The sequence below is a fragment of the Caballeronia sp. NCF2 genome, from assembly GCF_023631205.1.
GTDB lineage: Bacteria > Pseudomonadota > Gammaproteobacteria > Burkholderiales > Burkholderiaceae > Caballeronia > Caballeronia zhejiangensis.
The window spans coordinates 60367-85768 of the sequence record NZ_JALQDN010000045.1 but is presented as its reverse complement, the minus strand read 5'-3'; the positions used below and the strand labels follow the sequence as shown (position 1 = coordinate 85768).

At 63.5% G+C, this 25402-nt stretch carries 26 protein-coding genes; 14 read left to right on the top strand and 12 right to left on the bottom strand.

Features of this window, described 5'->3' with window-relative positions:
* The first annotated feature begins 175 nt into the window (after positions 1–175).
* Positions 176–1282: an aromatic ring-hydroxylating oxygenase subunit alpha gene (locus NCS02_RS15035; protein WP_008353970.1), complete on the top strand. Its 1107-nt coding sequence runs from the start codon at positions 176–178 to the stop codon at positions 1280–1282.
* 105 nt (positions 1283–1387) lie between these two features.
* Positions 1388–2257 carry a sulfurtransferase gene (locus NCS02_RS15030; RefSeq protein ID WP_250523219.1) on the top strand — a complete coding sequence of 290 codons (870 nt, stop codon included), beginning with the start codon at positions 1388–1390 and terminating at the stop codon, positions 2255–2257.
* Between the two features lie 6 nt (positions 2258–2263).
* On the opposite strand, the gene NCS02_RS15025 is transcribed toward NCS02_RS15030, so the two are convergent.
* The 3 genes from NCS02_RS15025 to polA form a co-directional block, all read right to left on the bottom strand.
* Entirely contained in the window at positions 2264–3139 is an 876-nt protein-coding gene (locus tag NCS02_RS15025) for a dienelactone hydrolase family protein (RefSeq protein ID WP_175982507.1), read from the bottom strand.
* A 189-nt stretch (positions 3140–3328) separates the two neighbouring features.
* On the bottom strand, positions 3329–4693 hold the full coding sequence (locus NCS02_RS15020) for an NAD(P)/FAD-dependent oxidoreductase (protein ID WP_250435476.1): 1365 nt from the start codon (positions 4691–4693) through the stop codon (positions 3329–3331).
* A gap of 151 nt (positions 4694–4844) precedes the next feature.
* Complete coding sequence (gene polA, locus NCS02_RS15015; RefSeq protein ID WP_250502732.1) at positions 4845–7583, bottom strand: DNA polymerase I; 2739 nt, start codon at positions 7581–7583, stop codon at positions 4845–4847.
* Between the two features lies 1 nt (position 7584).
* Between polA and NCS02_RS15010 the strand changes: the two genes are divergently transcribed.
* The gene (locus tag NCS02_RS15010; protein ID WP_008353977.1) at positions 7585–8334 is read left to right on the top strand and encodes an LOG family protein; all 750 of its coding nucleotides are present in this window, start codon (positions 7585–7587) and stop codon (positions 8332–8334) included.
* Between the two features lie 57 nt (positions 8335–8391).
* Here the strand turns inward: NCS02_RS15010 and NCS02_RS15005 are convergent, their stop codons facing one another.
* On the bottom strand, positions 8392–9918 hold the full coding sequence (locus NCS02_RS15005; protein WP_008353978.1) for an AMP nucleosidase: 1527 nt from the start codon (positions 9916–9918) through the stop codon (positions 8392–8394).
* 231 nt (positions 9919–10149) lie between these two features.
* Between NCS02_RS15005 and NCS02_RS15000 the strand changes: the two genes are divergently transcribed.
* The 5 genes from NCS02_RS15000 (at position 10150) to NCS02_RS14980 (ending at position 13596) form a co-directional block, all read left to right on the top strand.
* The gene (locus NCS02_RS15000; protein WP_008353979.1) at positions 10150–10560 is read left to right on the top strand and encodes a hypothetical protein; all 411 of its coding nucleotides are present in this window, start codon (positions 10150–10152) and stop codon (positions 10558–10560) included.
* 120 nt (positions 10561–10680) lie between these two features.
* Positions 10681–11649 (top strand): homoserine kinase, encoded by a 969-nt coding sequence (locus tag NCS02_RS14995; protein ID WP_250502731.1) that lies wholly within the window; start codon positions 10681–10683, stop codon positions 11647–11649.
* A gap of 8 nt (positions 11650–11657) precedes the next feature.
* Positions 11658–12479, top strand: a complete 822-nt coding sequence (locus NCS02_RS14990) for a BPSS1780 family membrane protein (RefSeq protein WP_008353981.1) — start codon at positions 11658–11660, stop codon at positions 12477–12479.
* Between the two features lie 104 nt (positions 12480–12583).
* A complete protein-coding gene (locus tag NCS02_RS14985; protein ID WP_250502730.1) occupies positions 12584–13045 on the top strand; it encodes a MarR family winged helix-turn-helix transcriptional regulator in 462 nt (153 codons plus the stop codon).
* A 131-nt stretch (positions 13046–13176) separates the two neighbouring features.
* Positions 13177–13596, top strand: coding sequence for an organic hydroperoxide resistance protein (locus NCS02_RS14980; protein WP_250502729.1), 420 nt, complete (start codon positions 13177–13179; stop codon positions 13594–13596).
* Positions 13597–13666: 70 nt separating this feature from the next.
* On the opposite strand, the gene NCS02_RS14975 is transcribed toward NCS02_RS14980, so the two are convergent.
* Positions 13667–13840, bottom strand: a complete 174-nt coding sequence (locus NCS02_RS14975; RefSeq protein ID WP_008353986.1) for a DUF3563 family protein — start codon at positions 13838–13840, stop codon at positions 13667–13669.
* Positions 13841–13979: 139 nt separating this feature from the next.
* Positions 13980–15140 carry an extracellular catalytic domain type 1 short-chain-length polyhydroxyalkanoate depolymerase gene (locus tag NCS02_RS14970; RefSeq protein ID WP_008353987.1) on the bottom strand — a complete coding sequence of 387 codons (1161 nt, stop codon included), beginning with the start codon at positions 15138–15140 and terminating at the stop codon, positions 13980–13982.
* Positions 15141–15472: 332 nt separating this feature from the next.
* Between NCS02_RS14970 and NCS02_RS14965 the strand changes: the two genes are divergently transcribed.
* Positions 15473–16159 (top strand): phosphatase PAP2 family protein, encoded by a 687-nt coding sequence (locus NCS02_RS14965; RefSeq protein WP_033536080.1) that lies wholly within the window; start codon positions 15473–15475, stop codon positions 16157–16159.
* A 29-nt stretch (positions 16160–16188) separates the two neighbouring features.
* Here the strand turns inward: NCS02_RS14965 and NCS02_RS14960 are convergent, their stop codons facing one another.
* Positions 16189–17013: a TOBE domain-containing protein gene (locus NCS02_RS14960; RefSeq protein WP_034471893.1), complete on the bottom strand. Its 825-nt coding sequence runs from the start codon at positions 17011–17013 to the stop codon at positions 16189–16191.
* Positions 17014–17051: 38 nt separating this feature from the next.
* A complete protein-coding gene (locus NCS02_RS14955) occupies positions 17052–18509 on the bottom strand; it encodes a CHAD domain-containing protein (protein ID WP_250502728.1) in 1458 nt (485 codons plus the stop codon).
* A gap of 182 nt (positions 18510–18691) precedes the next feature.
* On the opposite strand from NCS02_RS14955, the gene NCS02_RS14950 reads away from it, so the two are divergent.
* Together NCS02_RS14950 and NCS02_RS14945 are read left to right on the top strand one after the other, a co-directional pair.
* A complete protein-coding gene (locus tag NCS02_RS14950; protein WP_175982513.1) occupies positions 18692–20278 on the top strand; it encodes an inorganic phosphate transporter in 1587 nt (528 codons plus the stop codon).
* A 318-nt stretch (positions 20279–20596) separates the two neighbouring features.
* Entirely contained in the window at positions 20597–20755 is a 159-nt protein-coding gene (locus NCS02_RS14945; RefSeq protein ID WP_008353994.1) for a DUF3309 family protein, read from the top strand.
* An 82-nt stretch (positions 20756–20837) separates the two neighbouring features.
* On the opposite strand, the gene NCS02_RS14940 is transcribed toward NCS02_RS14945, so the two are convergent.
* On the bottom strand, positions 20838–21146 hold the full coding sequence (locus tag NCS02_RS14940) for a hypothetical protein (protein ID WP_008353995.1): 309 nt from the start codon (positions 21144–21146) through the stop codon (positions 20838–20840).
* A gap of 17 nt (positions 21147–21163) precedes the next feature.
* Positions 21164–21388: a hypothetical protein gene (locus NCS02_RS14935; protein ID WP_008353996.1), complete on the bottom strand. Its 225-nt coding sequence runs from the start codon at positions 21386–21388 to the stop codon at positions 21164–21166.
* Between the two features lie 276 nt (positions 21389–21664).
* Between NCS02_RS14935 and NCS02_RS14930 the strand changes: the two genes are divergently transcribed.
* The 3 genes from NCS02_RS14930 (at position 21665) to NCS02_RS14920 (ending at position 23199) form a co-directional block, all read left to right on the top strand.
* Entirely contained in the window at positions 21665–21937 is a 273-nt protein-coding gene (locus tag NCS02_RS14930) for a DUF2866 domain-containing protein (protein WP_008353997.1), read from the top strand.
* A 93-nt stretch (positions 21938–22030) separates the two neighbouring features.
* Entirely contained in the window at positions 22031–22468 is a 438-nt protein-coding gene (locus NCS02_RS14925) for an MbcA/ParS/Xre antitoxin family protein (protein ID WP_008353999.1), read from the top strand.
* Positions 22468–23199 (top strand): RES family NAD+ phosphorylase, encoded by a 732-nt coding sequence (locus tag NCS02_RS14920; RefSeq protein WP_175982516.1) that lies wholly within the window; start codon positions 22468–22470, stop codon positions 23197–23199. Before NCS02_RS14925 ends, NCS02_RS14920 begins: the two co-directional genes overlap by 1 nt.
* A 13-nt stretch (positions 23200–23212) precedes the next feature.
* On the opposite strand, the gene NCS02_RS14915 is transcribed toward NCS02_RS14920, so the two are convergent.
* Positions 23213–24541, bottom strand: coding sequence for a DNA topoisomerase IB (locus NCS02_RS14915; RefSeq protein WP_250440393.1), 1329 nt, complete (start codon positions 24539–24541; stop codon positions 23213–23215).
* Positions 24542–24614: 73 nt separating this feature from the next.
* Complete coding sequence (locus NCS02_RS14910) at positions 24615–25352, bottom strand: metallophosphoesterase (RefSeq protein ID WP_081851854.1); 738 nt, start codon at positions 25350–25352, stop codon at positions 24615–24617.
* Between the last annotated feature and the right edge of the window lie 50 nt (positions 25353–25402).

The window sequence follows — 25402 nt, the reverse complement described above, 5'->3', positions numbered from 1 at the left end:
CGTGCGATTCAAGCGCGCGGGCGCAACGATTGCGAGGAACTCTCGCGACAATTTATACCCAAATCAAGACCTTAAGCACCCCAAGGATGCGGATTTCGGTATAATCGCGGGCTCCCTAAATCGAATCTTCGATGGTTGGGTTGTTCACTGCTTTCACGTCTTAACGGGAGTGGGAATGTCCAATCTGAGCAATGCATTGCAGCTGAACGCCATTCACAGTCAGCTGCCAGTCACGGCTTACTTTGACGAAGCGCTTCTTACGCGCGAACTCGACACACTTTTCAAACAAGGTCCACGCTACGTCGGGCACGAACTCATGGTTCCCGAAGCGGGCAACTATTTCGCGCTTCCGGGCGAAGGCGAAGGGCGCGTGCTCGTCCGCAATCAGCAGAACAATATCGAACTGCTGTCCAACGTGTGCCGCCATCGCCAGGCGATCATGCTCAATGGCCGCGGCAGCGCGGACAACATCGTCTGCCCGCTGCATCGCTGGACCTACGATCTCAACGGTCAACTGCTCGGCGCGCCGCATTTCGCGGACAAGCCCTGCCTGAACCTCGGCAAGACTTCGCTGCAGAACTGGCAAGGCCTGCTCTTCGAATCGGAGGGCCGCAACGTCGCCGCGGATCTCGCGCGGCTTGGCACCGCAAAGCACTTCGATTTTTCGGGCTTCATGTTCGATCACGTCGAAGTGCACGAGTGCAATTACAACTGGAAGACGTTCATCGAAGTCTATCTCGAGGACTATCACGTCGCGCCGTTCCATCCGGGACTCGGCAGCTTCGTGTCGTGCGACAACCTCGAGTGGGAATTCGGCGACTGGTACAGCGTCCAGACCGTGGGCGTCCACAAGAACTTGGAAAAGCCGGGCAGCCCGACGTATCGCAAGTGGCACGACGAAGTCCTGCGCTTTCGCAACGGCGCGCCGCCCGAGTTCGGTGCGATCTGGATGGTGTATTACCCCGGTCTGATGATCGAGTGGTATCCGCATGTGCTGGTCGTGTCGTGGCTGATTCCACAAGGCACGCAGAAGACGACGAACATCGTCGAGTTCTATTACCCCGAGGAAATCGCGCTTTTTGAGCGTGAGTTCATCGAGGCCGAGCGCGCTGCGTATATGGAAACCGCGCGTGAGGACGACGAAATCGGCGAGCGCATGGACGCGGGCCGGCGCGCGCTGATGTCGCGCGGCGAGAATCAGGTCGGGCCGTATCAGAGCCCGATGGAATCCGGCATGCAGCACTTCCACGAGTTCTTGCGGCATCAGCTCGGCGCGATCTGATATAGGCCGTTCGGCCAGAGTTACGAAAAGGCGGGCTTTCAGGCCCGCCTTTTTGTTTAGACTAACGGTTCAAGTCTCGCACATGAGCGACGCACAGGAGCCGTCATGCCGCACACCCACTACACCACGCTCATCTCGGCGGCGAATCTCGCCGAACGGCTCGCCGCCGCGCCCGGCAGCATGCTCGTCTTCGATTGCCGCTTCGATCTGGCCGCGCGCGAATCCGGCGAAGCGGCCTATGCGCAAGGGCATATTCCCGGCGCGCACTATCTTCATCTGGATCGAGATCTGTCCGGCGTCAAGACGGGCACGAACGGGCGTCATCCGCTGCCGGAGCGCGCCGCGCTCGTCGCCAAACTGGCCAGCTTCGGCCTGAACGAGGGCCAGCAAGTAGTCGCGTACGATGCCCACGGCGGCATGTACGCCGCGCGTCTCTGGTGGCTGCTGCGCTGGCTCGGGCACGATTCCGTCGCGTTGCTCGACGGCGGCCTGCAGGCCTGGGAAGCCGCGGGCAATCCGCTCGATACCGCCGTGCCGCCGAAGAGGCAGGGCACGTTCAAGGCCGGCGCGCCGCTTCAGGTGACGATCGACGCCCCGGCGATCGAGCGCAGCATCGGCACGCGCGATCATCTGCTGATCGATGCGCGCGCCGCCGATCGTTACCGCGGCGAGAATGAGACGATCGATCCTGTCGGCGGGCACATTCCCGGCGCGCTGAATCACTTTTTCAAGAACAATCTGACGGCGGAAGGCCGCTTCAAGACCGCGCACGAACTGCGCGAGGCGTTCGGTTCGCTCGTCGGCACGACGCCGGCGGACCGCGTCGTCCTGCAATGCGGCTCGGGCGTGACGGCATGCCATAACGCGCTCGCGATGGAGATCGCCGGCCTGCACGGCGCGGCGCTCTATCCCGGCTCGTGGAGCGAGTGGAGCGCCGATCCGGGCCGGCCCGTCGCGACCGGCCCGAATCCGTGAACGCCGTTATTTGACGCCGTGCTCGCGGAACCACGCGAGCGCGCGCTTCCATCCGTCCTCGGCGTCGGCTTTGCGATAGCTCGGCCGATAATCCGCGAAGAACGCATGCGGCGCGTCGTCGTACACGACGAACTGCGAGTCTTTCGCGGGCGGCGGGTCGTTCGCGAGCGCCTGTTTCATCTGCTCGATCGTATCCTGCGGGATGCTCTGATCCTGCCGGCCATATAGGCCGAGCACCGGCACTTTGAGCTGGCTCGCGAGGTCGATCGGATTGGCCGGCGTGTTCTCGGTCTTGTTGCCGACGAGCCGTCCGTACCACGCCACGGCCGCCTTCACATTGGGATTGTGCTCGGCATAGAGCCAGGTGATGCGCCCGCCCCAGCAAAACCCGGTAATGCCGACGCGCTTCGGATCGCCGCCATGCTCGCCCGCCCATTTGACCGTCTGATCGATGTCGGAGATCACTTGTGCATCGGGCACTTTCGACACGAGTTGTTCGTTGAGCTGCTGCATCGACTTGTAGGCCGATGCATCGCCCTGACGCGTGTAGAGATCCGGCGCGATGGCGAGATAACCCTGCTTGGCGAAGCGCCGGCAGACGTCGGCGATATGCTCGTGCACGCCGAAAATCTCGTGAATCACGATGATGACCGGCAAATGCGTCTTGCCTTTGGGCTGCGCGCGATACGCCGGCACGAGCGTGCCATCCGCGCCGCGTATGCCGATGGCGCCGGCTTCCAGCCCATCGCTGTCGGTGTGAACGGTTTGCGCGGACACCGGCAGCACGGCGGCCGCGAAGCCGGTGCCGAAGGTCGCCTTGATGAAATTGCGTCGGTTGAACGGGACGTGCGGAATGAGGCTGTCGACTTCAGGGTCTAGCATACGAAGCTCCCGCGGCAATGCCGTCGCGGCGCGTACTCGATCGCGCGACGGCGAGGATCGTTGAAATCCGCGCGACGCGATCAAGGCGTCACGACGCGCGGCGCTGCACGACGATGAACGCGCGTTATGCATTAAGCGCGCCGCTCATTCTAAACAGCTTTAAACGAACGGCGCAGCGGATCTGTTCCGTCAGTGCAGCTTGACACGCGGGGCGGTGGAACGGCGCAGCCAGTGCGCGACAGTATCGAGCACCATGCGCGCATAGCCGTGCAGCGCGGCCACATGCAGGCGATACAGCGACATGTACATGAAGCGCGCGAAGAGGCCTTCGATCAGCATGTTGCCGCCGATCAACCCGCCCATCAGATTGCCGACCGCGCTGTAATGGCCGAGCGACACCAGCGAGCCGAAATCGCGATACGTGTACTCGGGCAACGGCTTGCCCTGCAACATCCGCTCGAACGACTTGAAAAGGAAGCTCGCCTGCTGATGCGCGGCCTGCGCGCGCGGCGGAACGTTGCGCTCGTTGCCGGGCCACGGACACGCGGCGCAATCGCCGAGCGCGAAGACGTTCTCGTCGGTTTCGGTTTGCAGCGTGCGGCGCACGACCAGCTGGCCGAGACGATTGGTCGGAAGTCCGTCGAGATTGTTGAGAATCGCGGGCGCCTTGATGCCCGCCGCCCAGACTGTGAGATCCGCGCGAATCGTCTTGCCGCTCGCCGTGCGGATCGTGTCGCGCGAGACCTGCGCGACGGTTTCGCCCGTCATCAGCTTTACGCCGAGCTTGGTCAGCAGTTCCGCCGTCGCGCTGGACACGCGTTCCTGCAATGCGGGCAGAATGCGTGGCCCGGCCTCGATCAGCACGATGCCGATATCGTGCTTCGGATCGAGCTTGTGCAAGCCGTATGCGGAAAGCACTTGCGCGGTATTGCGCAATTCCGCCGACAATTCGACGCCCGTCGCGCCCGCGCCGACGATCGCCACCTGAATGCGCGGCACGGGATCGACGCCGGGCTCTTCGTCGACTTCGTCCACGCCCGCCGCGACGGGTTCCGGTGCGAAATGCTCCGCGCGCATGCAGGCCGCGATCAGGCGCTTGCGGAAGAGCTCCGCCTGACCGACGGTATCGAGCGCGATCGAATTCTGCTGCGCGCCTTCGACGCCGAAGAAATGCGTCGTGCTGCCGATCGCGATGACGAGCGTGTCGTACTCCAACTCGCGCTCGGGCAGCAGTTCGCCGGCTTCTTCATCGCGCAACGCGCCGATCGTGATGCGCTTCGCCGCCCGATTCAGTCCGACGAGTTCGCCCTGCTGAAACTCGAAGCCGTGCCACAGGGCTTGTGCCGCGTATTCGAGTTCCTGCGTGAAGGGATCCATGCTGCCCGCCGCGACTTCATGCAGGAGCGGTTTCCAGATATGCGTCGGGTTTCGGTCGACGAGCGTGACTTGCGCTTTCGGCGGCGTTTTGGAATCCGTCGAGCCGAAACGGTCGCCGAGACGAGTTGCGAGTTCGAGGCCGCCTGCGCCTCCGCCGATGATGATGAAGCGATGCATGGAACTCTCCCTGTGCTTTTATATTCGATCGGCCTTCGTGCTTATCTTCCTCGATTGAAACATTGTGCGGAGCTTCGGTGACAGTCACAAGCGAGTCACCAACATGTCGGACATATGCGACATCCGCGCATATGTCCTTGCACCGGGAATTTCAGTGCGCTTCTTCCCAGTTGTTGCCGACGCCCACTTCCGCGACGAGCGGCACTTTCAGCTTCGCGACGCCGCACATCAGTTCAGGTAAGCGCTTCCTGACCTCGGGCAGCGCCTCTTCGGGCACTTCGAGCACGAGTTCGTCGTGCACCTGCATGATCATCTTCGCGCCGATGCCCGACGCTTCGAGCCAGTCCTGCACCGCGATCATCGAGAGCTTGATGAGATCGGCGGCGGTGCCCTGCATCGGCGCGTTGATCGCCGCGCGCTCCGCCGCCTGACGGCGCGGCCCGCTGCCGCCATTGATCTCGGGCAGCCACAGACGCCGGCCGAACACAGTTTCGACGAAGCCGTTCGCCTTCGCGATCACGCGCGTATTTTCCATGTACGCGGCAACGCCGGGATAACGCGCGAAATAGCGGTCGATATAAAGCTTCGCCGCATCGCGTGTGATGCCGAGATTCGACGCGAGCCCGAACGAGCTCATGCCATAGATCAGGCCGAAGTTGATGACCTTCGCGATGCGGCGCTGATCGTTGTCGACTTCGAGCGGCGTGACGCCGAACACTTCCGACGCCGTCGCGCGGTGCACGTCTTCGCCTTCCCTGAACGCGCGCATCAGCGATTCGTCGCCGGAAATGTGCGCCATGATGCGCAGCTCGATCTGCGAGTAATCCGCCGATACGATCTTGCAGCCCGGCGATGCGATGAACGCTTCGCGAATGCGCCGCCCTTCGCCCGTTCGCACCGGAATGTTCTGCAAGTTCGGCTCGTTCGACGACAAACGCCCCGTCACCGCGACGGCCTGCGCATAGTTCGTATGCACGCGTCCCGTCGATGCGTTGACCATGCGCGGCAGCTTGTCCGTGTAAGTGGACTTGAGCTTGGACAGCCCGCGATGCTCGAGCAGCACCTTCGGCAGCGGATAGTCTTCGGCGAGCTTCTGCAGCACTTCTTCATCGGTGGAAGGCGCGCCGCTCGGCGTTTTCTTCACGACCGGCAATTGCAGCTTCTCGAAGAAGATCTGGCCGATTTGCTTCGGCGAGCCGAGATTGAACTCGCCGCCCGCGAATTCGTACGCCTGCGCCTGCAAATCGATGAGCCGCTTCGCAATCTCGTTGCTCTGCGCTTCGAGCCGTTCGCGATCGATCAGGACTCCGTTTCGTTCCATCTTGCGCAGCACGCGCGAAGTCGGCATTTCGATGTCGCGATACACGCGCAACAAGCCTTCCTCCTGCGCCACTTGCGGATAGAGCGCCTGATGCAGACGCAACGTGATATCGGCGTCTTCGGCCGCATACGCGGAGGCTTTGTCGAGCGGCACTTCATCGAAGCCGATCTGCGATGCGCCCTTACCCGCGACGTCTTCGTACTTGATCGTCTTCACGCCGAGATGACGCAACGCGAGGTTGTCCATGTCGTGCGGACGATGCGATTCCAGCACGTACGATTGCAGCAGCGTGTCGTGCTCGACGCCGCGCATTTCGATGCCGTAATTGGCGAGCACCTGCTCGTCGTACTTCAGATGCTGGCCGACCTTTTTCTTCGATGCATCTTCGAGCCACGGCTTGAGTTTCGCGAGCACTTCGTCGCGCGGCAGTTGCTCGGGCGCGTCCGGCCCGCGATGCGCGACCGGAATGTACGCCGCATGCCCCGGCTCGACAGAGAACGACATGCCGACGATCTGCGCGGTCATCGGATCGAGCGACGTGGTTTCGCTATCGAACGATGTGAGCTCCGCTTCATTGATGCGCTCGAGCCACGCATCGAACTGCTCCCATGTCTGCACCGTCTCGTAGTGATGCACGATTTCGGTGACTTCGGCGGGCGGCGTATCGGTCGGGCCTTCGACGGCATCGGCGATTTCGACTTCGCGCAGCCACGTCTTGAAGCCGTGACGCAGGAACACGTCGCGCAGTTCGTCGCGCGACTCGGGACGCGATTGAAGCGTCGCATCGATCGATTCGATTTGCGATGTGAGGTCGCACTCCGTGTGCACGGTAACGAGCTTTCGCGCCATCGGCAGGAAGTCCAGAGCCTTGCGCAGATTGTCTCCTACCGCACCCTTGATCTCGTTCGCATGCTCTACGATGCCATCAAGGGTTTCGTATTGCGTGAGCCATTTGATCGCTGTCTTGGGACCGCATTTTTCGACCCCCGGCACGTTGTCGACGGTATCGCCGATGAGCGACAGATAGTCGACGATGCGCTCCGGTGGCACGCCGAACTTCGTGAGCACGCCGGCGCGGTCGAGCGTTTCGTTGGTCATCGTATTGATGAGGGTGACATGATCCGTCACGAGTTGAGCCAGATCCTTGTCGCCCGTCGACACGATCACCTTCATGCCGCGCTTTTCGGCTTCGACCGCGAGCGTGCCGATGACGTCGTCCGCCTCGACGCGCTCGATCATCACGAGCGGCCAGCCGAGCGCGCGCACGGCGACGTGGATCGGCTCGATCTGCTTCGCGAGGTCTTCGGGCATCGAAGGGCGGTTGGCCTTGTAGTCGGCGTACCAGTCGTCGCGGAAAGTCTTGCCTTTGGCATCAAATACGCACGCGCTATACTCTGCATTGATTTCGCGCCGCAAGCGCCGCAGCATGTTGATCATTCCATACAGAGCGCCGGTGGGCCCGCCGTCGGGGCCTCGCAAGTCCGGCATTGCATGGTAGGCCCGGTACAAGTAACTAGAACCGTCGACCAATAGCAGGGTCTTACCTTCAAGACTTAGTTCTTCAGGCATTATGAACAAGAGAAAAGTGATTCCGAGTCTGCGATCGCTCGCAGATCAAGAGCGCGCGACGGCCAAGAAGGCTCGCGCATCGTGGCAGATGTTCACGATTATGGCAGAGTTTATCGAGGCGACCGAGTACCTCTCGGAGATCCGCCCTGCCATCAGCATCTATGGTTCGGCGCGTCTGAAACCGGAGTCGCCGTACTATCAGCTCACGATCGAAATCGCGCAGAAATTCTCCGACGCGGGCTTCGCCGTCATATCCGGCGGCGGGCCGGGCATCATGGAAGCGGCGAATAAAGGCGCGCACGCGGGCAAGTCGCCTTCGGTCGGCTTGAACATCGAGTTGCCGCACGAGCAATCGGGCAATCAGTGGCAGGACATTTCGCTCCGCTTCCGTCACTTCTTCACGCGCAAGGTCACGTTCGTGAAGAACTCGGACGCGGTCGTGGTGATGCCGGGCGGCTTCGGTACGCTGGACGAGCTCGCGGAAGTGCTCACGCTCATCCAGACGAAGAAGTCACGTCACGTTCCCATCGTGCTCGTCGGCGCGGAGTTCTGGGCCGGCCTGCTCGACTGGTTCAAGAACACGTTGCTGACCAACGGCGTCATCAGCGAAAAGGATCTCGACCTGATGCAAGTCATCGACGATCCGGATCAGGTGCTCGAAGCCGTGTTGCGCTTCTATGAGGATCGCGAGGAATCGGTCGAACAGCCGGCTGAGAGCAAGTCGGATGAGGATCGGATGTTCTATCTTTAATCGAGACTCGATGCGTGCGGTTTCATGAACCGCTCGCATCGTCTCACGCAGAAGGCATCATTGAAACGCCACTTCCGCGAAGCTGCGCAACTTCCGCGAATGCAGCTTCGACAACCCATTCTCGCGCAGCAGTTCCATCGCCTTGACGCCGATTTGCAAGTGCTGATCCACCTGCGCGCGATAGAACTGATCCGCCATTCCCGGCAGCTTCAATTCACCGTGCAGCGGCTTATCGGACACGCATAGCAGCGTTCCGTACGGCACGCGGAATCTGAATCCATTGGCCGCAATCGTCGCACTCTCCATATCGAGCGCCACCGCGCGGCTTTGCGACAAACGCCGCACCGGCTCGCGATGATCGCGCAACTCCCAGTTGCGGTTATCGACGCTCGCGACGGTGCCCGTACGCATCACGCGCTTCAGTTCGACGCCTTCGAGCTGCGTCACCTGCGCCACCGCGCGCTCCAGCGCAACCTGCACTTCCGCGAGCGCAGGCACCGGCACCCAAAGCGGCAGATCGTCATCGAGAACGTGATCCTCGCGCACATAGCCGTGCGCCAGCACGTAATCGCCGAGACGCTGCGTATTGCGCAGCCCCGCGCAATGTCCGAGCATGATCCACGCATGTGGACGCAGCACCGCGATGTGATCCGTGATCGTCTTCGCGTTCGACGGCCCCACGCCGATGTTCACCATCGTGATGCCGCTGCCGTCCGCGCGTTTCAGGTGATACGCGGGCATCTGCGGCAGACGCGCGGGCTGCGCGCCTTCCTCCGGCTGCTCGCCGAGATTCGCGTTGTACGTGACGACGTCGCCCGGTTCGACGAACGATGAATACGCGCTGCGATACGCGCGCGTTTCCTCGTCGTCGGCGCGCGACATCATCGTGCGGCCGAGCTTCACGAACTCGTCGATATAGAACTGGTAGTTCGTGTACAGCACGTAATTCTGGAAGTGCGTGGGCGACGTGGCCGTGTAATGCCTCAGCCGATGCAGCGAGAAATCGACGCGCGCGGCCGTGAAGAGCGCAAGCGGGTGCGGCTCGCCCGGCCCCGGCTCGTACGTGCCGTTGACGATGCGATCGTCGAGCAGCGCGAGGTCGGGCGTATCGAAGATATTGCGCATCGCGAGCAGCCGGTCGCGATCGAGATCGCCTTCGAGATGGATGCCTTCCGCGAACGCGAAGTGAATCGGAATGGGATGCGCCGACACACCGACTTCGAGCCCGACGTGATGGTTCTTCGTCAGCAGTCGCAATTGCTCGCGATAGTAATCGCCGAAAAGATCGGGACGCGTCAGCGTCGTTTCGTAGATGCCCGGCCCCGCCACGAAGCCATATGAGCGCCGGGAATCGATCTGCGAGTTGAGCTCGGTACGCACGCGCACGAACGGATAGCACGCGCGCACGCGATGCGTGAACTGCTCGTTGCGGCGATAGCGCGCGAATGCATCGCGCAGAAATGCGGTATTCGCTTCATAGATCGCCGACAGACGCGCGACCGCCGCAGCGGGATCTTCGAAGGATTCGGTCGGAAAATCGTTGGCAGGCGTGCCCTGCGTGCTTTGAGTCCGGTCGTTTGTCATGATCTTGTGTCTTTCTTCGATGCCCTCGTAATGAATCGACATTAACACGGAAGAATGTGCGGACCATGAAGTCCCTCCTCACGTGAGTGCGTGCGATCACACCTCGCAACACGTTTTTGACGTTCGAAGTCAAATTTCGCGAAAGCGGCGCAAAATAAGGCGTTGGCTGCGCGCGCGCCGCTCAGTCAGCAACCGTTTTGTTAGAATCCGGCCATCGCCTGGAGAACCATCATGAAGCCGCACCTTTGCGCCGCCGCCGCGGCAGTCCTCGCCGCAGCAAGCTTCGGCGCATTCGCGCAGCCGGCGCAGCAAGCCGCCAACGCAGAACCCCAACCGGCGGTGCAGAAAATGTCGCCGGAAGAAGCGGCGGGCCTGCCCGATCTGAAATCCATCAACCGTCCGCCCGCGAACGTCAGCTCGAAAGTCGAGATTTCGCCGCCGCGCACACCGAGCTATCACGAGCTGAGCACCAACGGCACCGAGATCACCGAATTCCGCGACAAGGGCAAGCCCGTCGAAATCGACGTGCGTTCCAATTTCGGCACGCGCTATCAGATGAGCGCGCCCGCCGACACGTCGCCGCAAGTGCGCGACAACGGCAAGGCCAGTACGCGCCTGCCGTCGATCAACCTGCATTACTGATCACTTAAAGATGGCTTCGGACCCGCTCTTTCCGGGCGGGTCGCGGCACCGTGGCTGCATGCCCGGCGCCACCGTTCACCGGCCTCTTCCTGGCCGTCCAACCTGACCGACGTTTCCCGCATGGCCGTCTTCACTCCCGTCACCAACGCCGACCTCGGCGACTGGCTGCAAGACTACGATCTCGGCGATGTCGTCGAATTTCGCGGCATCCAGTCGGGCATCGAGAACAGCAATTTCTTTCTCACGACGACGCACGGCGAGTACGTGCTCACGATCTTCGAGAATCTCACGGCAGCGCAACTGCCGTTCTATCTCGATCTGATGCGCCATCTGGCTTCGCATCGCGTGCCGGTGCCCGATCCGATGCCGCGCCGCGACGGCTCGCTCTTCGGCATGCTGCATGGCAAGCCCGCGTCGATCGTGACGAAGCTCGAAGGCGCGCCCGAACTCGCGCCGACGTCCGCGCATTGCATCGAAGTGGGGCAGATGCTCGCGCGCATGCATCTCGCGGGGCGCGACTTTGCGCAGCATCAGCCGAATCTGCGCAGCCTTTCATGGTGGCAGCAGAAGGCGCCGTCGATCGCCGAATTTTTAAGCGGCGAGCAGCGGGCATTGTTCGAAGACGAACTCGCGCATCAGGCTGAATTTTTCGGCTCGGCGGATTACGCGTCGCTGCCGGAAGGCCCGTGCCATTGCGACCTGTTCCGCGACAACGTGCTGTTCGCGCACGGCCGCGGGCACGCGCGCCTCGGCGGTTTCTTCGACTTCTACTTCGCGGGCGTCGACAAGTGGCTGTTCGATGTCGCCGTAACGGTCAACGACTGGTGCATCGATCTCGCCACCGGCGTGCTCGATCCCGCGCGCGTCGATGCGATGCTGCGCGCCTATCAGACGGTGCGTCCGTTCACGCCCGCCGAAGAGCGTCACTGGAACGACATGCTGCGCGCCGGCGCGATGCGCTTCTGGGTCTCGCGCCTTTTCGACTTTCATCGCCCGCGCGAAGCGCAAATGCTCAAAGCGCACGATCCCGGCCATTTCGAACGCATTCTGCGCGAACGCGTCAAAGCCGCTTCTCCCGCCAATCGATAACCAGCAACATGCGACTGATCGAAGTTCCGGCCAAGACCGGCTACGTGTGGTTCCGTCAGGGCATCTGGCTGTTCCGCCGCAACCCGTTTGCCTTCCTCACGGTGTTCTTCGCGTATCTGTTCGTGATGACGCTGATCTCCCGTGTGCCGCTCGTCGGCCCGTTGCTGCCGCTGCTGTTCATTCCGGGGGTCGCGGTCGGCTTCATGGCGGCGTGCCGCAACACGATCGCGGGCAAGCCCGTCTGGCCGACCATTCTCGTCGACGGATTCCGCTCGTACGGCAGCGTCGTCGCGCGCAGGCTGCTCGCGCTGGGCGCGCTGTACATCGTCGCGATGATGGTCATCTTCATGGCGTCGGCGCTCGTGGATGGCGGCACGCTGCTCAGCATCATGATGGGCGACGGCCCGAGCGGCGATCCGGAAACGGTTGCCGCGAGCTTCAGTCCGCTCGCGGTGCTCGTCGCGATGGCGTGCTATGTCCCGATCGCGATGCTGTTCTGGTTCGCGCCGATCCTCGTCGCGTGGCACGACGTGCCGCCCGCGAAGGCGCTGTTCTTCAGCCTCGTCTCGTGCTGGCGCAATCGCGGCGCGTTCATTTTTTACGGCGTGCTGTGGATCGTGATCGCGCTCGCGGTCTCGTTCGGCCTGACCACGCTGATGCAGGCGCTCGGCGTGGGACAGGAAATGGCGCTCGCGGTGCTGATGCCGGCATCGATCATCGTCACGACCGCGCTGTATTGCTCGTTTTACGCGACGTATCGCGGCTGTTTCGGCGTGCAGTCCCCCGATTCGCCGGACATTCCCGACGCGCCGGGCACGCCCAAGGCTTGACCGGATGCCGCGCTCTTCGAACGGGCGCGGCGATGATTCGTGCGCGAAGCATTGCACGTACACTAGCGAGATCGGCCATCCCGGCCTTTCGCCGCGCCTCTGTCATGACCTCGTCAAACGCTTTGCCTGAGTTTCCGCTCGAACTCGATCAGCAGCTGTGCTTCGCGCTCTATTCGACTTCGCTCGCGATGACGAAGGCGTACAAGCCGCTGCTGGAGAAGCTCGGGCTGACGTATCCGCAATACCTGGCGATGCTCGTGCTTTGGGAATCCGACGACCTCACGGTCAAGGAAATCGCCGCGCGCCTCTCGCTCGATTCCGCGACGATGACACCGCTTCTCAAGCGTCTCGAAGCGCAGGGCTACGTCGAGCGCGTGCGCGGCGTGGAAGACGAGCGCCAGGTTCACATCCGACTGACCGACGCCGGCGCCGCGCTGAAACAAGCCGCCCGCGCGATTCCCAGCGAAATCTACTGCGCCTCCGGTTCGGACATCGACGCGATGCTGCGTCTGCGCAACGATCTGGTGCGGCTGCGCGCCTCCCTCGGCGAGTACATCGACGGCTGATCCGAACCGATAGCAACACGCTAACGGCCCCATCGTCGAATTTTAATTTGCACACTAATTAATAGCGCGATATATTTACGCCGTGGTGAACGCAGTATTGATCTGAGAACCGAAACATAAGGAGAGAAACGATGAGCATCCTGTACAAGGCGACGGCAACCAGCACCGGTGGACGCGATGGCCGCGCCATTTCCTCGGACGAGCAATTGAATGTGAAGTTGAGCGCGCCGAAGGAACTGGGCGGAACGGGCGCACCGGGTACGAATCCCGAGCAATTGTTCGCTGCGGGCTATTCCGCCTGCTTTCTCTCAGCGATGAAGTTCGTCGCGGGTCAGCAAAAGCACGCAGTGCCGGCCGATACAAGCGTAACGGCGGACGTGGGCGTCGGTCCCAACGATGCAGGCGGATTCAAGCTCGATATCGAGCTGCGCGTGTCGCTGCCGGGCCTCGACGCGCCCGACGCTCAGGCATTGGTCGATGCAGCACACAAGGTTTGCCCGTACTCGAACGCGACACGCAACAACGTGGATGTGCGCGTGAAGCTCGTCTGAGACGACGCGAGCGGAAACAAAAATGCCGGCCTAAAAGGCCGGCATGTTCCAGAACCGTCGAAGGCAGAGCTTAGTTGGACATCCACGCCGGGTGACGCGCCGTAGCACGCTGATCCAGCTTCTTCATACGATATTCGAGATCGTAGATGTCCGTGGCTTCGGCGAGATAAGCGTCGTCGCGCGCGCGATCGCGTTCATCGGCGGATTTGGTCAGGAACAGGAAAATACGGCTGAGCAGGAACATGGTGGGCCTCGCTTGAATACTGGGGTTACTACCTATGAAGCGGATTATAGGGTAATCCCTGATCCAACGCCAGCCCTAATCGCTAGAACGCTGATACTAAAGACTAAATTGCAACAACTGCAACACGGCGCGCCCGGCGTCAGGCGACGTACGCATCGCGCGCGGCCTCGCTCGGACGCCGCTGGTGCTTGAAAAACTCCCACATCACCGCTGAAGAATCCGGTCCTTTGGACGAGTGGAAAGCGACGGTATCGTCGCCGCCGGCCCATGAATGGCCCAGGCCGCGCACGATCGACGTCTTCACCACGCGTCGGCCGTTCTTGAAATAGTCCGTCACGACACCATCCGGATGCGCTTCCTCGCGCGCCTCGCCCGCGCGGCGATTGCCTGCGGCGTCGATGAAGCCGTTCAGCCGCAGAAACTGCTTGGCGAGCTGCTCGGCGTTCGCGGCCGCGACCACCGAATCCAGTTCTCCGTGCACGATGATCGCCGGCATGCCCGGATAATCGCGAACGTCGACAGCCGCGTCGATGAGCGTGACGGGATCGCTGCGCGCGCCGCGGCGCATGACGTCCATCGCGCCGATGGCCGACCGCGCCTCGCCGAACACCACGCCCGAGTGCAGGCCGACGGCCGCGAACACGTGCGGATAACGCACGGCGAGCAGCGCCGCGAGTCCCGCACCGGCGGACATGCCCGCGAGATAGACGCGCTCCGGATCCAGATCGTGCTGCTCGACCATCGCGTTCACCAGCGAGACGACGGACGCAGCTTCGCCACCGCCGGCGCTACCGGAATCGTCATACCAGCGCCAACAGCGATGCGCGTGATCGTGCTTCGATTGCTCCGGATACAGCACCGCGAATCCGTATCGATCGGCAAGCAGATTGATGCGCGTGCCTTGCGCGAATTCGTCGGCGTTCTGCTTGCAACCGTGCAGCATGACCACGAGCGGAACCGGCTCGGACCCGGCTTTCGGCGGCAGATAGAGCGCGTAGGACATGTGATTGACGAAGCGGCCGCTCGTCGGCGGGGCCGAATGATACGAGCGCGCCCACTTCCCGCGCGCCCACGCCGACGCGCGCGGACGCACACGCGATTCGCGCGGCACGGGACGCGCGCTGGCGCGGGGCGCTGTTGCCGCCTTCGCAGACGCCCCCGATTTCAGTTTCGACTTGACGGTTTTCGCGCGCGCGGGCTTGGCCGCCGCACGGGGCTTGGGTGTGCGGATCGCTTCGACTTGGCCGGCGACCAGGCGTCTCAAGCCGCGCAACCAGAGCTTGGTAAGGCTTTTGGACATTTCGGCTGGGTCCTCCACTTCATGCAATGGGATGGCGCGACGAAAACGCGCGCCGTGTTGTGCATTGCACAATAACATCAAAACGGCTGGATTACCTGCCTCGAGCGCACAGATCTCGGGATGAATTAACAGCAAATCGCGAAGATAGCCAAAATTAGACGATAGTTACGCGATGTAACCGTCAACTCGCTTTAAGCAATGTCGGATAATTCAGTATGTTCCCAAGCGTTATACTGGAGCGAATTTGCGGCAGCGTGTCGAAGCGCCAGCCGCCGGCAGAACGGCCCGCTCGCCGCTGCCGCACTGCAGCAACCCTTATTCCCACAAAACCAATGACCGTAGACCTACCCGTTTCCGCTTGGATCTCCGTGACCGCGCTCGGCAGCGTCGGCGTGATGGGGCCGGTGGCCCTCATCGTCGCCGCATGGCTCGCCGTCGGCTATCGATGGAAATATTCTGTCGCGTGGCTCGCACTGCTCGGCGCGGCGAGCGGCCTCGTCGCGTTGAGCAAGATCGCGTTTATCGGCTGGGGTATCGGCGTGCGCCATCTCGACTTCACCGGCGTCAGCGGACATGCGCTGATGTCCACAGCGGTGCTGCCCGTAGCGATTTTCGTCGCGCTGTTGCCCGCGCGCGGCGCGTGGCGCGCCATCGGCGTCGCGCTCGGTCTGTTGCTGGGCGTATGGGTGGGCGTGTCGCGCGTCGTGCTCGACGCGCATTCGGTATCGGAAGTGGTCGCTGGTTGCGCGCTCGGCGCGGTCGTCGCGCTCGCGTTCGTGTGGTTCGCGTGGCGCGCCGAGTCCGGCAGGCTCGCGCCGGCGCCCGTCGCCGCGAGTCTCGCGGCGGTCGTCGTGGCGCTGCACGGCGTGCCCGTGCCGACGCAGCAATGGATCACGGAAATCGCGCTCGGGCTGTCGGGCCATGAGCGTCCGTATGTGCGGGCAAGCTGGAAGTCGAAGAAATTTCGCGCGCCGGAACGCCGCACTGAACTGCCGCAGGACGACCGCGCGGCCGCCTGACGCGGCCGCTGCGTTCATTGCATGATGCCTTAATCGTTCACGCCGATAATCACGCTCGACGCCTTGATCACCGCAACGGCCTTCTGACCTTGCGTCAGGCCGAGCGTGTCCGCGCTCTGGTTCGTGATGATCGCGGTGATGGTCGTGCCGCCGTCGAGCGACAGCGAAACCTCCGCGTTCACCGCGCCCTTCGTCAGACTGGCAACCGTGCCACGCAACTGGTTGCGCGCCGACAGCTTTGCGCCGGTGTCTTCCATCAGCATGACCCACGACGCCTTGATAAGCGCGAACGCATCGCTGCCTTCCTTCAGGCCCAGCGCCTGCGTGCTCTCGTGCGTGACGACCGCGACGATCGTCTGCCCGCCGGGCAAGCCGAGTTCGATTTCGTCGTTCACCGCTCCACGCGTGACCTTCGTCACCTTGCCGGCCAGTTGGTTGCGTGCGCTTGTTTTCATTCCCAATCTTCCGATCAGTTCCCAATCGTGGGCGAAGCCTTCGATGGCCGCGCCCGCCCGTTCCAGAAATTTCCGATGCTCGCGTTCGATCGCGTGATACGTGTCGATGAGACGCAACGCTGATGGCGTGAGCGTTGTGCCGCCGCCGCCCTTGCCGCCCGCCGCGCTGGTCACGAGCGGTTCGCCGGCAAGGTTGTTCATGGTGTCGACGGCGTCCCACGCGCCCTTGTAGCTCATGCCCACGGCCTTCGCCGCGGCGGTGATCGATCCCGTGTCGCGGATCGCGGCCAGAAGCGCAATGCGCGCCGCGCCCCCGAGCGTCTCCGTGCCGCTGCGCAGCCATACGGAGCCACCGAGTTCCAGCGGATCGCGCACCTTCGACGGTGCTGTTTTACTCATCTCTAGCCTCTGTGATCGTGCTGAAACAATGGGACGGATTATATCGATGCCTTCACACGCGGACGGTGCATCGAACGCAGCAGCCGCTCGCCTTCGCGCGCGTCCTTGCGCGCCGACGCCGCACCCCAGGCCCGCGCGAAACCGCGCTGATAATCGGTGGCTTCGGGGAGCGCCGCGAGCCGATCGGCGGCGACGGCTGCATCGTTTGCTTCGCCGAGCACCGTCTGCAATTCGCCGAGCAGCTTCGCCGTGTCGGTACGCGTTCTCCGCGACGTCACCGAGCGGAAGAATTCGAGCGCATATCGCAGGCGCTTCGCATGAATGCGGACGCGATGCCGCTCATGCGCTTCGAGCGACGCGAGATCGGGCGCGCGCGCGATACGCCGGTAGTCCTTGCGGATGCGTTTTTCGGCAAAGCTGACAAAGCGCATCGGCGACTCGTCTTCCTGCGATGAGAACCGCGCGAGCCATTCGACGAACGCGAGCATCAGGCGTGCATGGCGCTTCGACGCCAGCGCGTCGTGCACCTTGTCGCGCGCGACGCGGCGCTTCACGTCCGCAGCGGCGATGACCGGTTGCCAGCGCGTGGCGTCGTCGTCCGATTCGGCGTAGGCAGGCAGCGTCCTGTCGGTGAAGACGTCCCAGTCGCGTGCATCGGCGAGCAGGTCGCCGAACCACTTCAGATCGGGCGCGATGCGCGCATTCCACGTGTCGTCGATATCGTCGCGAAAGAGCTTCAGCAGCGTCTTCAGCCGACGCTGCGCGACGCGCAACTGATGCACGTGCTCGTCGCCCAGACCCGCGCGCGACGCGGCCGCGTTGCCGAACCACTGCCCCGCCACCGACGCCGCGATGGCGACGAACGCTTCGCGGCGCGTCGCCGTGCGCGGCAGGTCGAGTTTCGCGGCATGCACAGGTTCCGCTTGCGATGCGTGCTCGTCGTCCGGCGCGATGAAAAACGGCGCGGCGTCGATCACCTCGCCCGCGAGCCCGAAGGCGGCGTCCAGCGCGCCGTTCACCGCGGGCGCCGCGAGCCGCAAGATCGGCGGTTCCCCTTCCGAAGTTTCGAGCGACGCGAGAATGTCCGCGCCGCCGGCATCGACGCGCCATTCGATGCGTTCGATCTCGCGCCCGGCTTCCGAGTCCGCCGCCATATCCCGATGCGCGTTCGCGAGCGGCTCGGCGAGCGCGTCGTCGGCATGCGCGAATTCGATCAGCGACGCCGCCAGATCCTCACCCGCGGGCCGCGCGAAAGTCCGATAGCGCGTGAAGCCGGGCATCGGCACGCTCTCTTTTTGCACGGCGCACAGCGTGCGCGCGCCCTCGAGCGTTTCGATCGACAACCGCCATCGCGGCGTTTTCAGCGGAATCTCGCGCGTCGTGAAGCGCGTCCGGACGGGTTCCGCGCCCGCGAATGCGGCCACGCGATGCAGCGCGTCCTCGGCTCCATCGTCCGATCGATGCGCGTGCAGCGTCACCTCGATCCACATCGTCATGAAGTCTCCCCGGGCGATCTGACGCCGCCCGTCAATTCATACGAAATGGCTGCCGTTTCCCGATTCATGAAATCGACACATGCGCCGGGAAACATGCCCATTTGAGCTTCTGAAACGCTTCTCGTCTGCTTTTTCACCTTTCCGATACGACCTCGCGCAGGACCAGCCCCAAGGACGCGTTCATGAACCAGATTGCCTTTCCTCAATCCCAGACGGGCCGCACGCTCGGACAACGCCTCGCGCTACTGCTCTTTCTGCTCGCCATCGGCGCGGGCGCGGTGTACTGCGTCCTGCATCTGCTCGAAGATCTCGCGCCGGTTCGCGAATCGTCGGCGTTTCCATACATTCTGCTCGGCGTCGCGCTCCTGATTGCGCTCGGCTTCGAATTCGTCAACGGTTTTCATGACACGGCGAATGCTGTCGCCACTGTAATTTACACGCACTCGTTGACGCCAAACTTAGCGGTAGTCTGGTCGGGAGCATGGAATTTCATCGGCGTGTTGATTTCGAGCGGCGCGGTCGCGTTCGGCATCCTGCAATTGCTGCCGGTGGAACTGATCATCGGCGTCGGCAGTTCGCAGGGCTTCGCGATGGTCTTCGCGCTCCTCATCGCGGCGATCATCTGGAATCTCGGCACCTGGGCGCTCGGCCTGCCGTCGTCGAGTTCGCATACGCTGATCGGCTCGGTGATCGGCGTCGGCCTCATGAACCAGTTGTTGCACGGCACGAACGGCACGTCGGGCGTCGACTGGAGCCAGGCGATGTCCGTCGGCAAGTCGCTGCTGTTTTCGCCGCTCGTCGGCTTCATCCTCGCGGGTTTTCTGCTTTACGTGCTGAAGCTCGTCGTGCGCGTGCCCGCGCTCTACAAAGAGCCGGAGAAGAACACGCCGCCGCCGTTCTGGATCCGCTGTCTGCTGATCCTGACATGCACGGGCGTGTCGTTCGCGCACGGCTCGAACGATGGCCAGAAAGGCATGGGCCTCATCATGCTGATCCTGATCGGCACCGTGCCGACCGCCTACGCGCTGAACAAGGCCGTGACGGCGAGCGAAACGCAGACGTTCGTCGCGGTGAGCCGCAGCGCATCGGACGTATTGCAGCGCTACAGCAACGGCGCTCCGCCCGCCGCCGACGCGCGCGCCCAGGTCGAGAAATACGTGCAGACGAAGACGCTCGCGCCGGACACGATCGCGTCGCTGAAGCGCGTCGTCGACTCGATCGAAGCGCAGATCCGCCCGAGCCAAACGATGGCCGAAGTGCCGCAGGGCAACGTCCGCAACGTGCGCAACGAGATGTACATCGCGTCGGAGGCGCTGCGCATCATGGAGAAGCAGAAAGCGCCCGCCTTTTCCAAGGACGACGACGCCGTGCTCGGCAACTACAAGAAGCAGCTCGACCACGCGACGAAGTTCATCCCGACGTGGGTGAAGGTCGCCGTCGCCGTCGCGCTCGGATTGGGCACGATGGTCGGGTGGAAGCGGATCGTCGTGACGGTCGGCGAGCGCATCGGCAAGACGCATCTGACGTACGGACAAGGCGCGTCGGCGGAACTCGTCGCGATGCTGACCATCGGCGCCGCCGATGTCTACGGCTTGCCCGTCAGCACGACGCACGTGCTGTCGTCGGGCGTCGCGGGCACGATGGCCGCGAACGGCTCCGGCCTGCAATGGCGCACCGTGCGCAGCCTCGCGCTCGCGTGGATCCTGACGCTGCCGGTTTCGATCGCGCTCGCGGGCCTGCTGTTCTGGGCGTTCCGCGGCCTATTCTGAGCGGATCGCTTGCGTAAAAAGCGGCGCGCGAAGGCTTTCGCGCGCCGTGCAAGTTTTGCCCGCCCCGCCTCGTTTCGCCTCTCCTTTTCGACTTTCGTCTGCGCTGGCGCACGTTCGCTCACTGCCCGCAATGCCTGATGCCGCGGGCTTTCGTCGCTACTGGCACGGCCATTGCTCATATGCAGTCGTCGATCGCAAGACTGATCGTGCCGGCGGCCACGAACCGCCGCTCCTTCGGCGCATGACTGTCGATGACAGTTGGGAGGCTGCGCCGGACGCCGATCCGTCACGCGATCATTTGAATAAGGAGAAGTCGAAATGACGATCGGAACCATACTGCTGATCATCCTGATCCTGCTCTTGATCGGCGCCATTCCTTCCTGGCCGCACAGCCGCAGTTGGGGCTACGGGCCGAGCGGGATCGTCGGCGTCGTGCTGATCGTAGTGATCGTTCTGTTGCTGATGGGTCGGTTGTGACATCGCGCGGCTGCTGTTGGCCGCGTAAGAAAAAAGGGGCGCTCCCGGCGGGACGCCCCTTTTTGTCGATTGCGGCCGCGGTCTAGACGCGCATCACTTGGCCGTTCGGCTCGATCTTGCGCGGGATGACCGGCTCGCTCTGCTTCGGCGACGATGCCTTCGAACGCGGCGTGACCGGCGCCTGTTCGATAGCGGCTTTATCGGCGACCTGCTTCACGGACGTGGCGCTCTTGTGCTTCTTTTTGGCTGCCGTCTGCGGCGCCGCGTGCGTCTTGCTCTTGCCCTTGACGGACTGTGCTTCGGGAGGATTCCAGACTTCCGTGTAGCGCTCGGCCGCAAAAAGCGACGACGAGCCGATCAGAAGAACGACGATCAGGAATACGCGCTTCAAGTGATTCGCTCCAACGGTTAGTGGCCCGCTCTGCGCGAGAGGATGGCGTCGAGCGTCTGCTCGGATGTTTCCAGCTCGAGCAACGCGGCGTCGAGACGCTCGATCGAGCGCGCGACGGAGCGCCCGTCCCGCTCGAAATCCGGCTCGCCGCGCGTGGCGTCGAACGCCGCGTTGACCGCGCGCGTCGCGCGCATGAAACGTTCGAGCGCAGCGGCTTCGAGCGGATCGTTGCGTGGGTTCATCGGCGAGCTCCTGTTGCGGACAAGCTGTACGAATATACAGTAAGCCGACGCCGCGGCAAACAGGCGGCGCGCGTCGTGGCGAAAATGCCGAAGCGCCTCTTGACCGGCGCATGCATCGGCCTTCGGCGGCTCGCAGCGGCGTTTTGCCGCGCATCGATGCGGCGTCGCGCGCGATTAAGTCCCTCTTAATTCTGCGCCGACACACTCGTCTCGCGATCCGGCTCCGTTGCCGCCGTCCGCACCGGACGGCCGAGCCATCACCGTGAGGAACGTGCCATGCCAGCCAACACCGCCGCGCGCCGCAGCTTCGCCAATCTCGCTCCGACGATGCGCAAACAATACGCGCTCACCCTGCGCGAATGCCGTCTTTCCCTGCCGGTCGAGCCGCCGTGGGGCGCGCCTTACCGAATGGTCGAATGGGCGTCGAAGACCGACCAGCGCGTGCAGCGACGCGTCTTTCCCGCCGACTGCACGCCGTCGCAAATCGCCGATGCGCTCAAATCCCACGTACCGGGCCGCCGCTACGGCCCGACCGACGACGAAGACTGATCCGGCGCTTCGAGTCAAAAAGCGCATGGCGGGCTTGCATTAATCCAAATGTGGACTAATATTATTGCAAAGTTCCTTTGGAGACTTAACGACATGCCCAACGCCGCACGCGCCGAACATGCGTCGGCCGGCCGTCCGGTGCCGCGTCCGGCGCTGGATTCGGGTGATCTATCCGCTGCCGGTCTACGCGCCTTCTTCAATATCGCCCGCGACTGGGCGCTATCCGCCGAGGAGCAGATCACGCTGCTCGGCTCGCCGGGGCGCTCCACCTATTTCAAATGGAAGCAGGACCCCGAATCCGCCCGCCTCGCTCGCGACACGCTCGAGCGCCTTTCGCTGATTCTCGGCATCTACAAGGCGCTGCAAATCCTTCTCCCCGATCCGAAAGCCGCCGATACCTGGATCCGCCGCCCCAATGCCGCGCCGCCGTTCGGCGGGCGTCCGGCGCTCGATCGGCTGCTGGCGGGCAATATCAGCGATCTCGTTGCCGTGCGCCAATATCTCGACGCGATGCGAGGCGGCTGGGCGTGATGGGAATTGCATTCAGCAAGGACACACCGAACTGGCGCGAACAGTGGCCGCACAGTCTGCTCGACTGGTCGCCGGCGTATCGCGTGATTCCCACGCGCTTTCCTGCCGTCAATCTCTTCGATCGCGTGGCGTCACCGCAGGATTTCGAAGCGCTCTACGCACTGGAGGCGATGACGAACGACCGCCTGCGCACCGAAATCGGCGAACTCGATCTCGTGCCCGCGGAAGAGCGCTGTTTCGGGCCGGGCTGCGGGCCGATCATGGCGGCGTTCACGCATCTGAATCCGAACGGCAGCCGTTTCTCGGACGGCAGCTACGGCGTCTTTTACTGCGGCCGCGACCGGCAGACGGCGATCGCGGAAACGCGCTATCACTCCGGGCTTTTTCTCGCCGCGACGAACGAAGCGCCGACGCGCCAGCAGATGCGTCTCTACACAGTGCGGGCGCACGGCGATGTCGTCGATCTGCGCGGCGACGCGATCGCGCGAACGGGCCTCGATCCGCGCATCCTCGCGCCGGACGACTACGGCCCGGGCAAGGCGCTCGGACGCGCGGTGCGGGCGGCCGGTGCGCCGGGGATCGTGTATCCCTCGGTGCGCGATCCGCAGGGCGAATGCCTCGCCGCCCTGCGCACGACGATGCTGCGCGACTGCCGGCACGCGGCGTATCTCGAATACAACTGGAACGGCGAGGCGATCGACTACGTGTTCGAGCTGAATCAGGTCGGCTGAACGGGCAAACGTTTCACCTTCCCGAGCCGATCGCCACAGCCGTTTCGGTGCGCGTGCGCGAGAGCTTCTTCGACGCCGGGCGCGCCGCCTTTCTCGCCGCTTTCTTGCCGACCTGCTCGAGCGCCTGCGACGCCGCGTTCTTGCCGCTCGATTTCAGCGCACCCGCGCGCGCCTTGCGGCTCGATTCGCCGAGCAGCCGGGTCAGGCGCGCGTCGCCTGGCGTCGCGCCCTTGCGGTTCTTGCGCGCCGCCTCGCGCGTGCGGCGTTTCGCTTCCTTTTCGAGGAAGATCGCGAGCGCGGCTTCATCGGTCTTGAGACCGTGACGGCGCGACGCGGGCATCGATTCGGCGAGCTCGCCGGCTTCGAACGCCTCGATCACGGCCGGATGCACATAGCATTTGCGGCACACGGCGGGCGTATTGCGCAGCAGTTGCGCGACTTCCTTCACCGTGCCGACGACATGCTTGCGCGCCTCGGTCACCGTCTCCCATTTCAGCTTTCTCAGCGCCGCGAGCGCGAACACGCTGCCCGCCCACGTCCGGTAATCCTTCGCCGTGAAATCCGCGCCGGTGATCTCGCGCAGATATTCGTTGATGTCGGATGAAGAGACCGAATGGCGCTCGCCGTCCTCATCGAGATACTGGAAGAGATCCTGCCCCGGCAGATCCATGCAGCGCTTGACGATGCGCGCGACCCGCGCGTCGCTCACGGCGACATCGTGCTCGATGCCGCTCTTGCCGCGAAACTTGAACCGCAACGTTCCCGCCGACACTTTCAGATGCCGCTTTCTCAACGTCGTCAGTCCGTACGAGCGGTTTTCGCGCGCGTATTCCTCGCTGCCGACGCGGATCAGCGTCGTATCGAGCAGACGCACCACGGTCGCGAGCACCTTGTCGCGCGGCATGCCGTCGAGCGCCAGATCGCGCGTAACCCGCGAGCGCAGTTTCGGCAGCACCGCGGAAAACGCGAGCATGCGTTCGTACTTGTTCGCGTCGCGCGTTTCGCGCCATTGCGGGTGATAGCGATATTGCTTGCGACCGCGCGCATCGCGTCCGGTCGCCTGGAGATGGCCGCGCGAGTCGGGGCAAATCCACACATCGGTGTAAGCGGGCGGAATCGCGAGCGCGTTGATGCGGCGAATCTCGGCTTCGTCGTCGATGCGCTTGCCCTGCGTGTTGAAGTACGCGAACGCGCCGTCGATCCATTCGCGCGTATAGCCGCGCCGCGAATCGTCCACGTAGCGCAGGCCGGGCGGCAAATCATCCGGGCAGCCCTGCACGTCGGCCGTCAGGCGGTCGCCGGCCCCGCCGCCTGTCTCGTTGTTCGTTCCGATTTTCGCCACCGCGCGCCTCGCCTGATTGGTCTTCTATCGATGGCGAAGATTCGAGCAACGTGCGTGCCGCGTTGCACCGGAGTCACGGCAGCGCGAGTTCGCGCGCGCCTTCGGACGACGCCCAGCGCTCTTTTACGGACCAGCGCTCGTCGGTGCCGGCCTGCACGATCGTGAGCCGGCCTTCGGGCGCGAACGCGCACGTATCGATGTAAATCTGCGAGCCGATCTGCTTCACCGCGCGCGTCGGCGTATGGCCGCAGTAAGTGGGCGACAGGCCGAATTGCAGCCCGGGGTCCGCGTGACCGAGCGCAAGGCTGCGGCCCCAAAGGATCTGCCCGCGGACGTCTTCGTGATAGTCGCCGGCATCGAGTTCGGCGTCGTTGCCGAAGAACTCCGCGTGCAGCACGTTGAAGCGCCGCTCGCCCTCGCCGACGATCCGCACGAGCGGCAGCGTCGAGAGCCGCGCGGCGAGCGCGGCAAGCTGATCGTCGGGCACGGTTTCAGCCCACGCGCCGCCGATCGCGTACCACGATTGACGGCGCATCGCGCCGGTCGCGACCGCGATCAGCGCATCCTCGTGATTGCCGAGCACGGGATAAAACCACGGCTTGTCGATGAGATCGATGGCCGCGAGCGAATCCGTGCCGCGATCGACCAGATCGCCGACGGAGAACAGCCTGTCCCGCGCGCCGTCGAAACCGATTTCGTGCAGAAGATAACGCAGCGCATCGACGCAGCCGTGCAGATCCCCGACCACGAAATCGCGGCCGAGATCATTGGCGGGATGCCTGCAGACGATAGGATAGGTAGGACCATTCATGCGCCGATGATAGCGCTCGTCAATGACGCCGTGTGCGGGGTGGATCGCTT

What these genes read in the sequence shown, in the direction of transcription:
- NCS02_RS15030 (WP_250523219.1), top strand. Translation starts at nt 1,388, where the DNA reads ATGCCGCACACCCACTACACCACGCTCATCTCGGCGGCGAATCTCGCC.
- NCS02_RS15020 (WP_250435476.1), bottom strand. Translation starts at nt 4,693, where the DNA reads ATGCATCGCTTCATCATCATCGGCGGAGGCGCAGGCGGCCTCGAACTC.
- NCS02_RS14945 (WP_008353994.1), top strand. Translation starts at nt 20,597, where the DNA reads ATGACGATCGGAACCATACTGCTGATCATCCTGATCCTGCTCTTGATC.
- NCS02_RS14935 (WP_008353996.1), bottom strand. Translation starts at nt 21,388, where the DNA reads ATGAACCCACGCAACGATCCGCTCGAAGCCGCTGCGCTCGAACGTTTC.
- NCS02_RS15000 (WP_008353979.1), top strand. Translation starts at nt 10,150, where the DNA reads ATGAAGCCGCACCTTTGCGCCGCCGCCGCGGCAGTCCTCGCCGCAGCA.
- NCS02_RS14980 (WP_250502729.1), top strand. Translation starts at nt 13,177, where the DNA reads ATGAGCATCCTGTACAAGGCGACGGCAACCAGCACCGGTGGACGCGAT.
- NCS02_RS14970 (WP_008353987.1), bottom strand. Translation starts at nt 15,140, where the DNA reads ATGTCCAAAAGCCTTACCAAGCTCTGGTTGCGCGGCTTGAGACGCCTG.
- NCS02_RS14930 (WP_008353997.1), top strand. Translation starts at nt 21,665, where the DNA reads ATGCCAGCCAACACCGCCGCGCGCCGCAGCTTCGCCAATCTCGCTCCG.
- NCS02_RS14910 (WP_081851854.1), bottom strand. Translation starts at nt 25,352, where the DNA reads ATGAATGGTCCTACCTATCCTATCGTCTGCAGGCATCCCGCCAATGAT.
- polA (WP_250502732.1), bottom strand. Translation starts at nt 7,583, where the DNA reads ATGCCTGAAGAACTAAGTCTTGAAGGTAAGACCCTGCTATTGGTCGAC.
- NCS02_RS14995 (WP_250502731.1), top strand. Translation starts at nt 10,681, where the DNA reads ATGGCCGTCTTCACTCCCGTCACCAACGCCGACCTCGGCGACTGGCTG.
- NCS02_RS14925 (WP_008353999.1), top strand. Translation starts at nt 22,031, where the DNA reads ATGCCCAACGCCGCACGCGCCGAACATGCGTCGGCCGGCCGTCCGGTG.
- NCS02_RS14960 (WP_034471893.1), bottom strand. Translation starts at nt 17,013, where the DNA reads ATGAGTAAAACAGCACCGTCGAAGGTGCGCGATCCGCTGGAACTCGGT.
- NCS02_RS14990 (WP_008353981.1), top strand. Translation starts at nt 11,658, where the DNA reads ATGCGACTGATCGAAGTTCCGGCCAAGACCGGCTACGTGTGGTTCCGT.
- NCS02_RS15035 (WP_008353970.1), top strand. Translation starts at nt 176, where the DNA reads ATGTCCAATCTGAGCAATGCATTGCAGCTGAACGCCATTCACAGTCAG.
- NCS02_RS14955 (WP_250502728.1), bottom strand. Translation starts at nt 18,509, where the DNA reads ATGACGATGTGGATCGAGGTGACGCTGCACGCGCATCGATCGGACGAT.
- NCS02_RS15010 (WP_008353977.1), top strand. Translation starts at nt 7,585, where the DNA reads ATGAACAAGAGAAAAGTGATTCCGAGTCTGCGATCGCTCGCAGATCAA.
- NCS02_RS14950 (WP_175982513.1), top strand. Translation starts at nt 18,692, where the DNA reads ATGAACCAGATTGCCTTTCCTCAATCCCAGACGGGCCGCACGCTCGGA.
- NCS02_RS14965 (WP_033536080.1), top strand. Translation starts at nt 15,473, where the DNA reads ATGACCGTAGACCTACCCGTTTCCGCTTGGATCTCCGTGACCGCGCTC.
- NCS02_RS14975 (WP_008353986.1), bottom strand. Translation starts at nt 13,840, where the DNA reads ATGTTCCTGCTCAGCCGTATTTTCCTGTTCCTGACCAAATCCGCCGAT.
- NCS02_RS14985 (WP_250502730.1), top strand. Translation starts at nt 12,584, where the DNA reads ATGACCTCGTCAAACGCTTTGCCTGAGTTTCCGCTCGAACTCGATCAG.
- NCS02_RS15025 (WP_175982507.1), bottom strand. Translation starts at nt 3,139, where the DNA reads ATGCTAGACCCTGAAGTCGACAGCCTCATTCCGCACGTCCCGTTCAAC.
- NCS02_RS14920 (WP_175982516.1), top strand. Translation starts at nt 22,468, where the DNA reads ATGGGAATTGCATTCAGCAAGGACACACCGAACTGGCGCGAACAGTGG.
- NCS02_RS15005 (WP_008353978.1), bottom strand. Translation starts at nt 9,918, where the DNA reads ATGACAAACGACCGGACTCAAAGCACGCAGGGCACGCCTGCCAACGAT.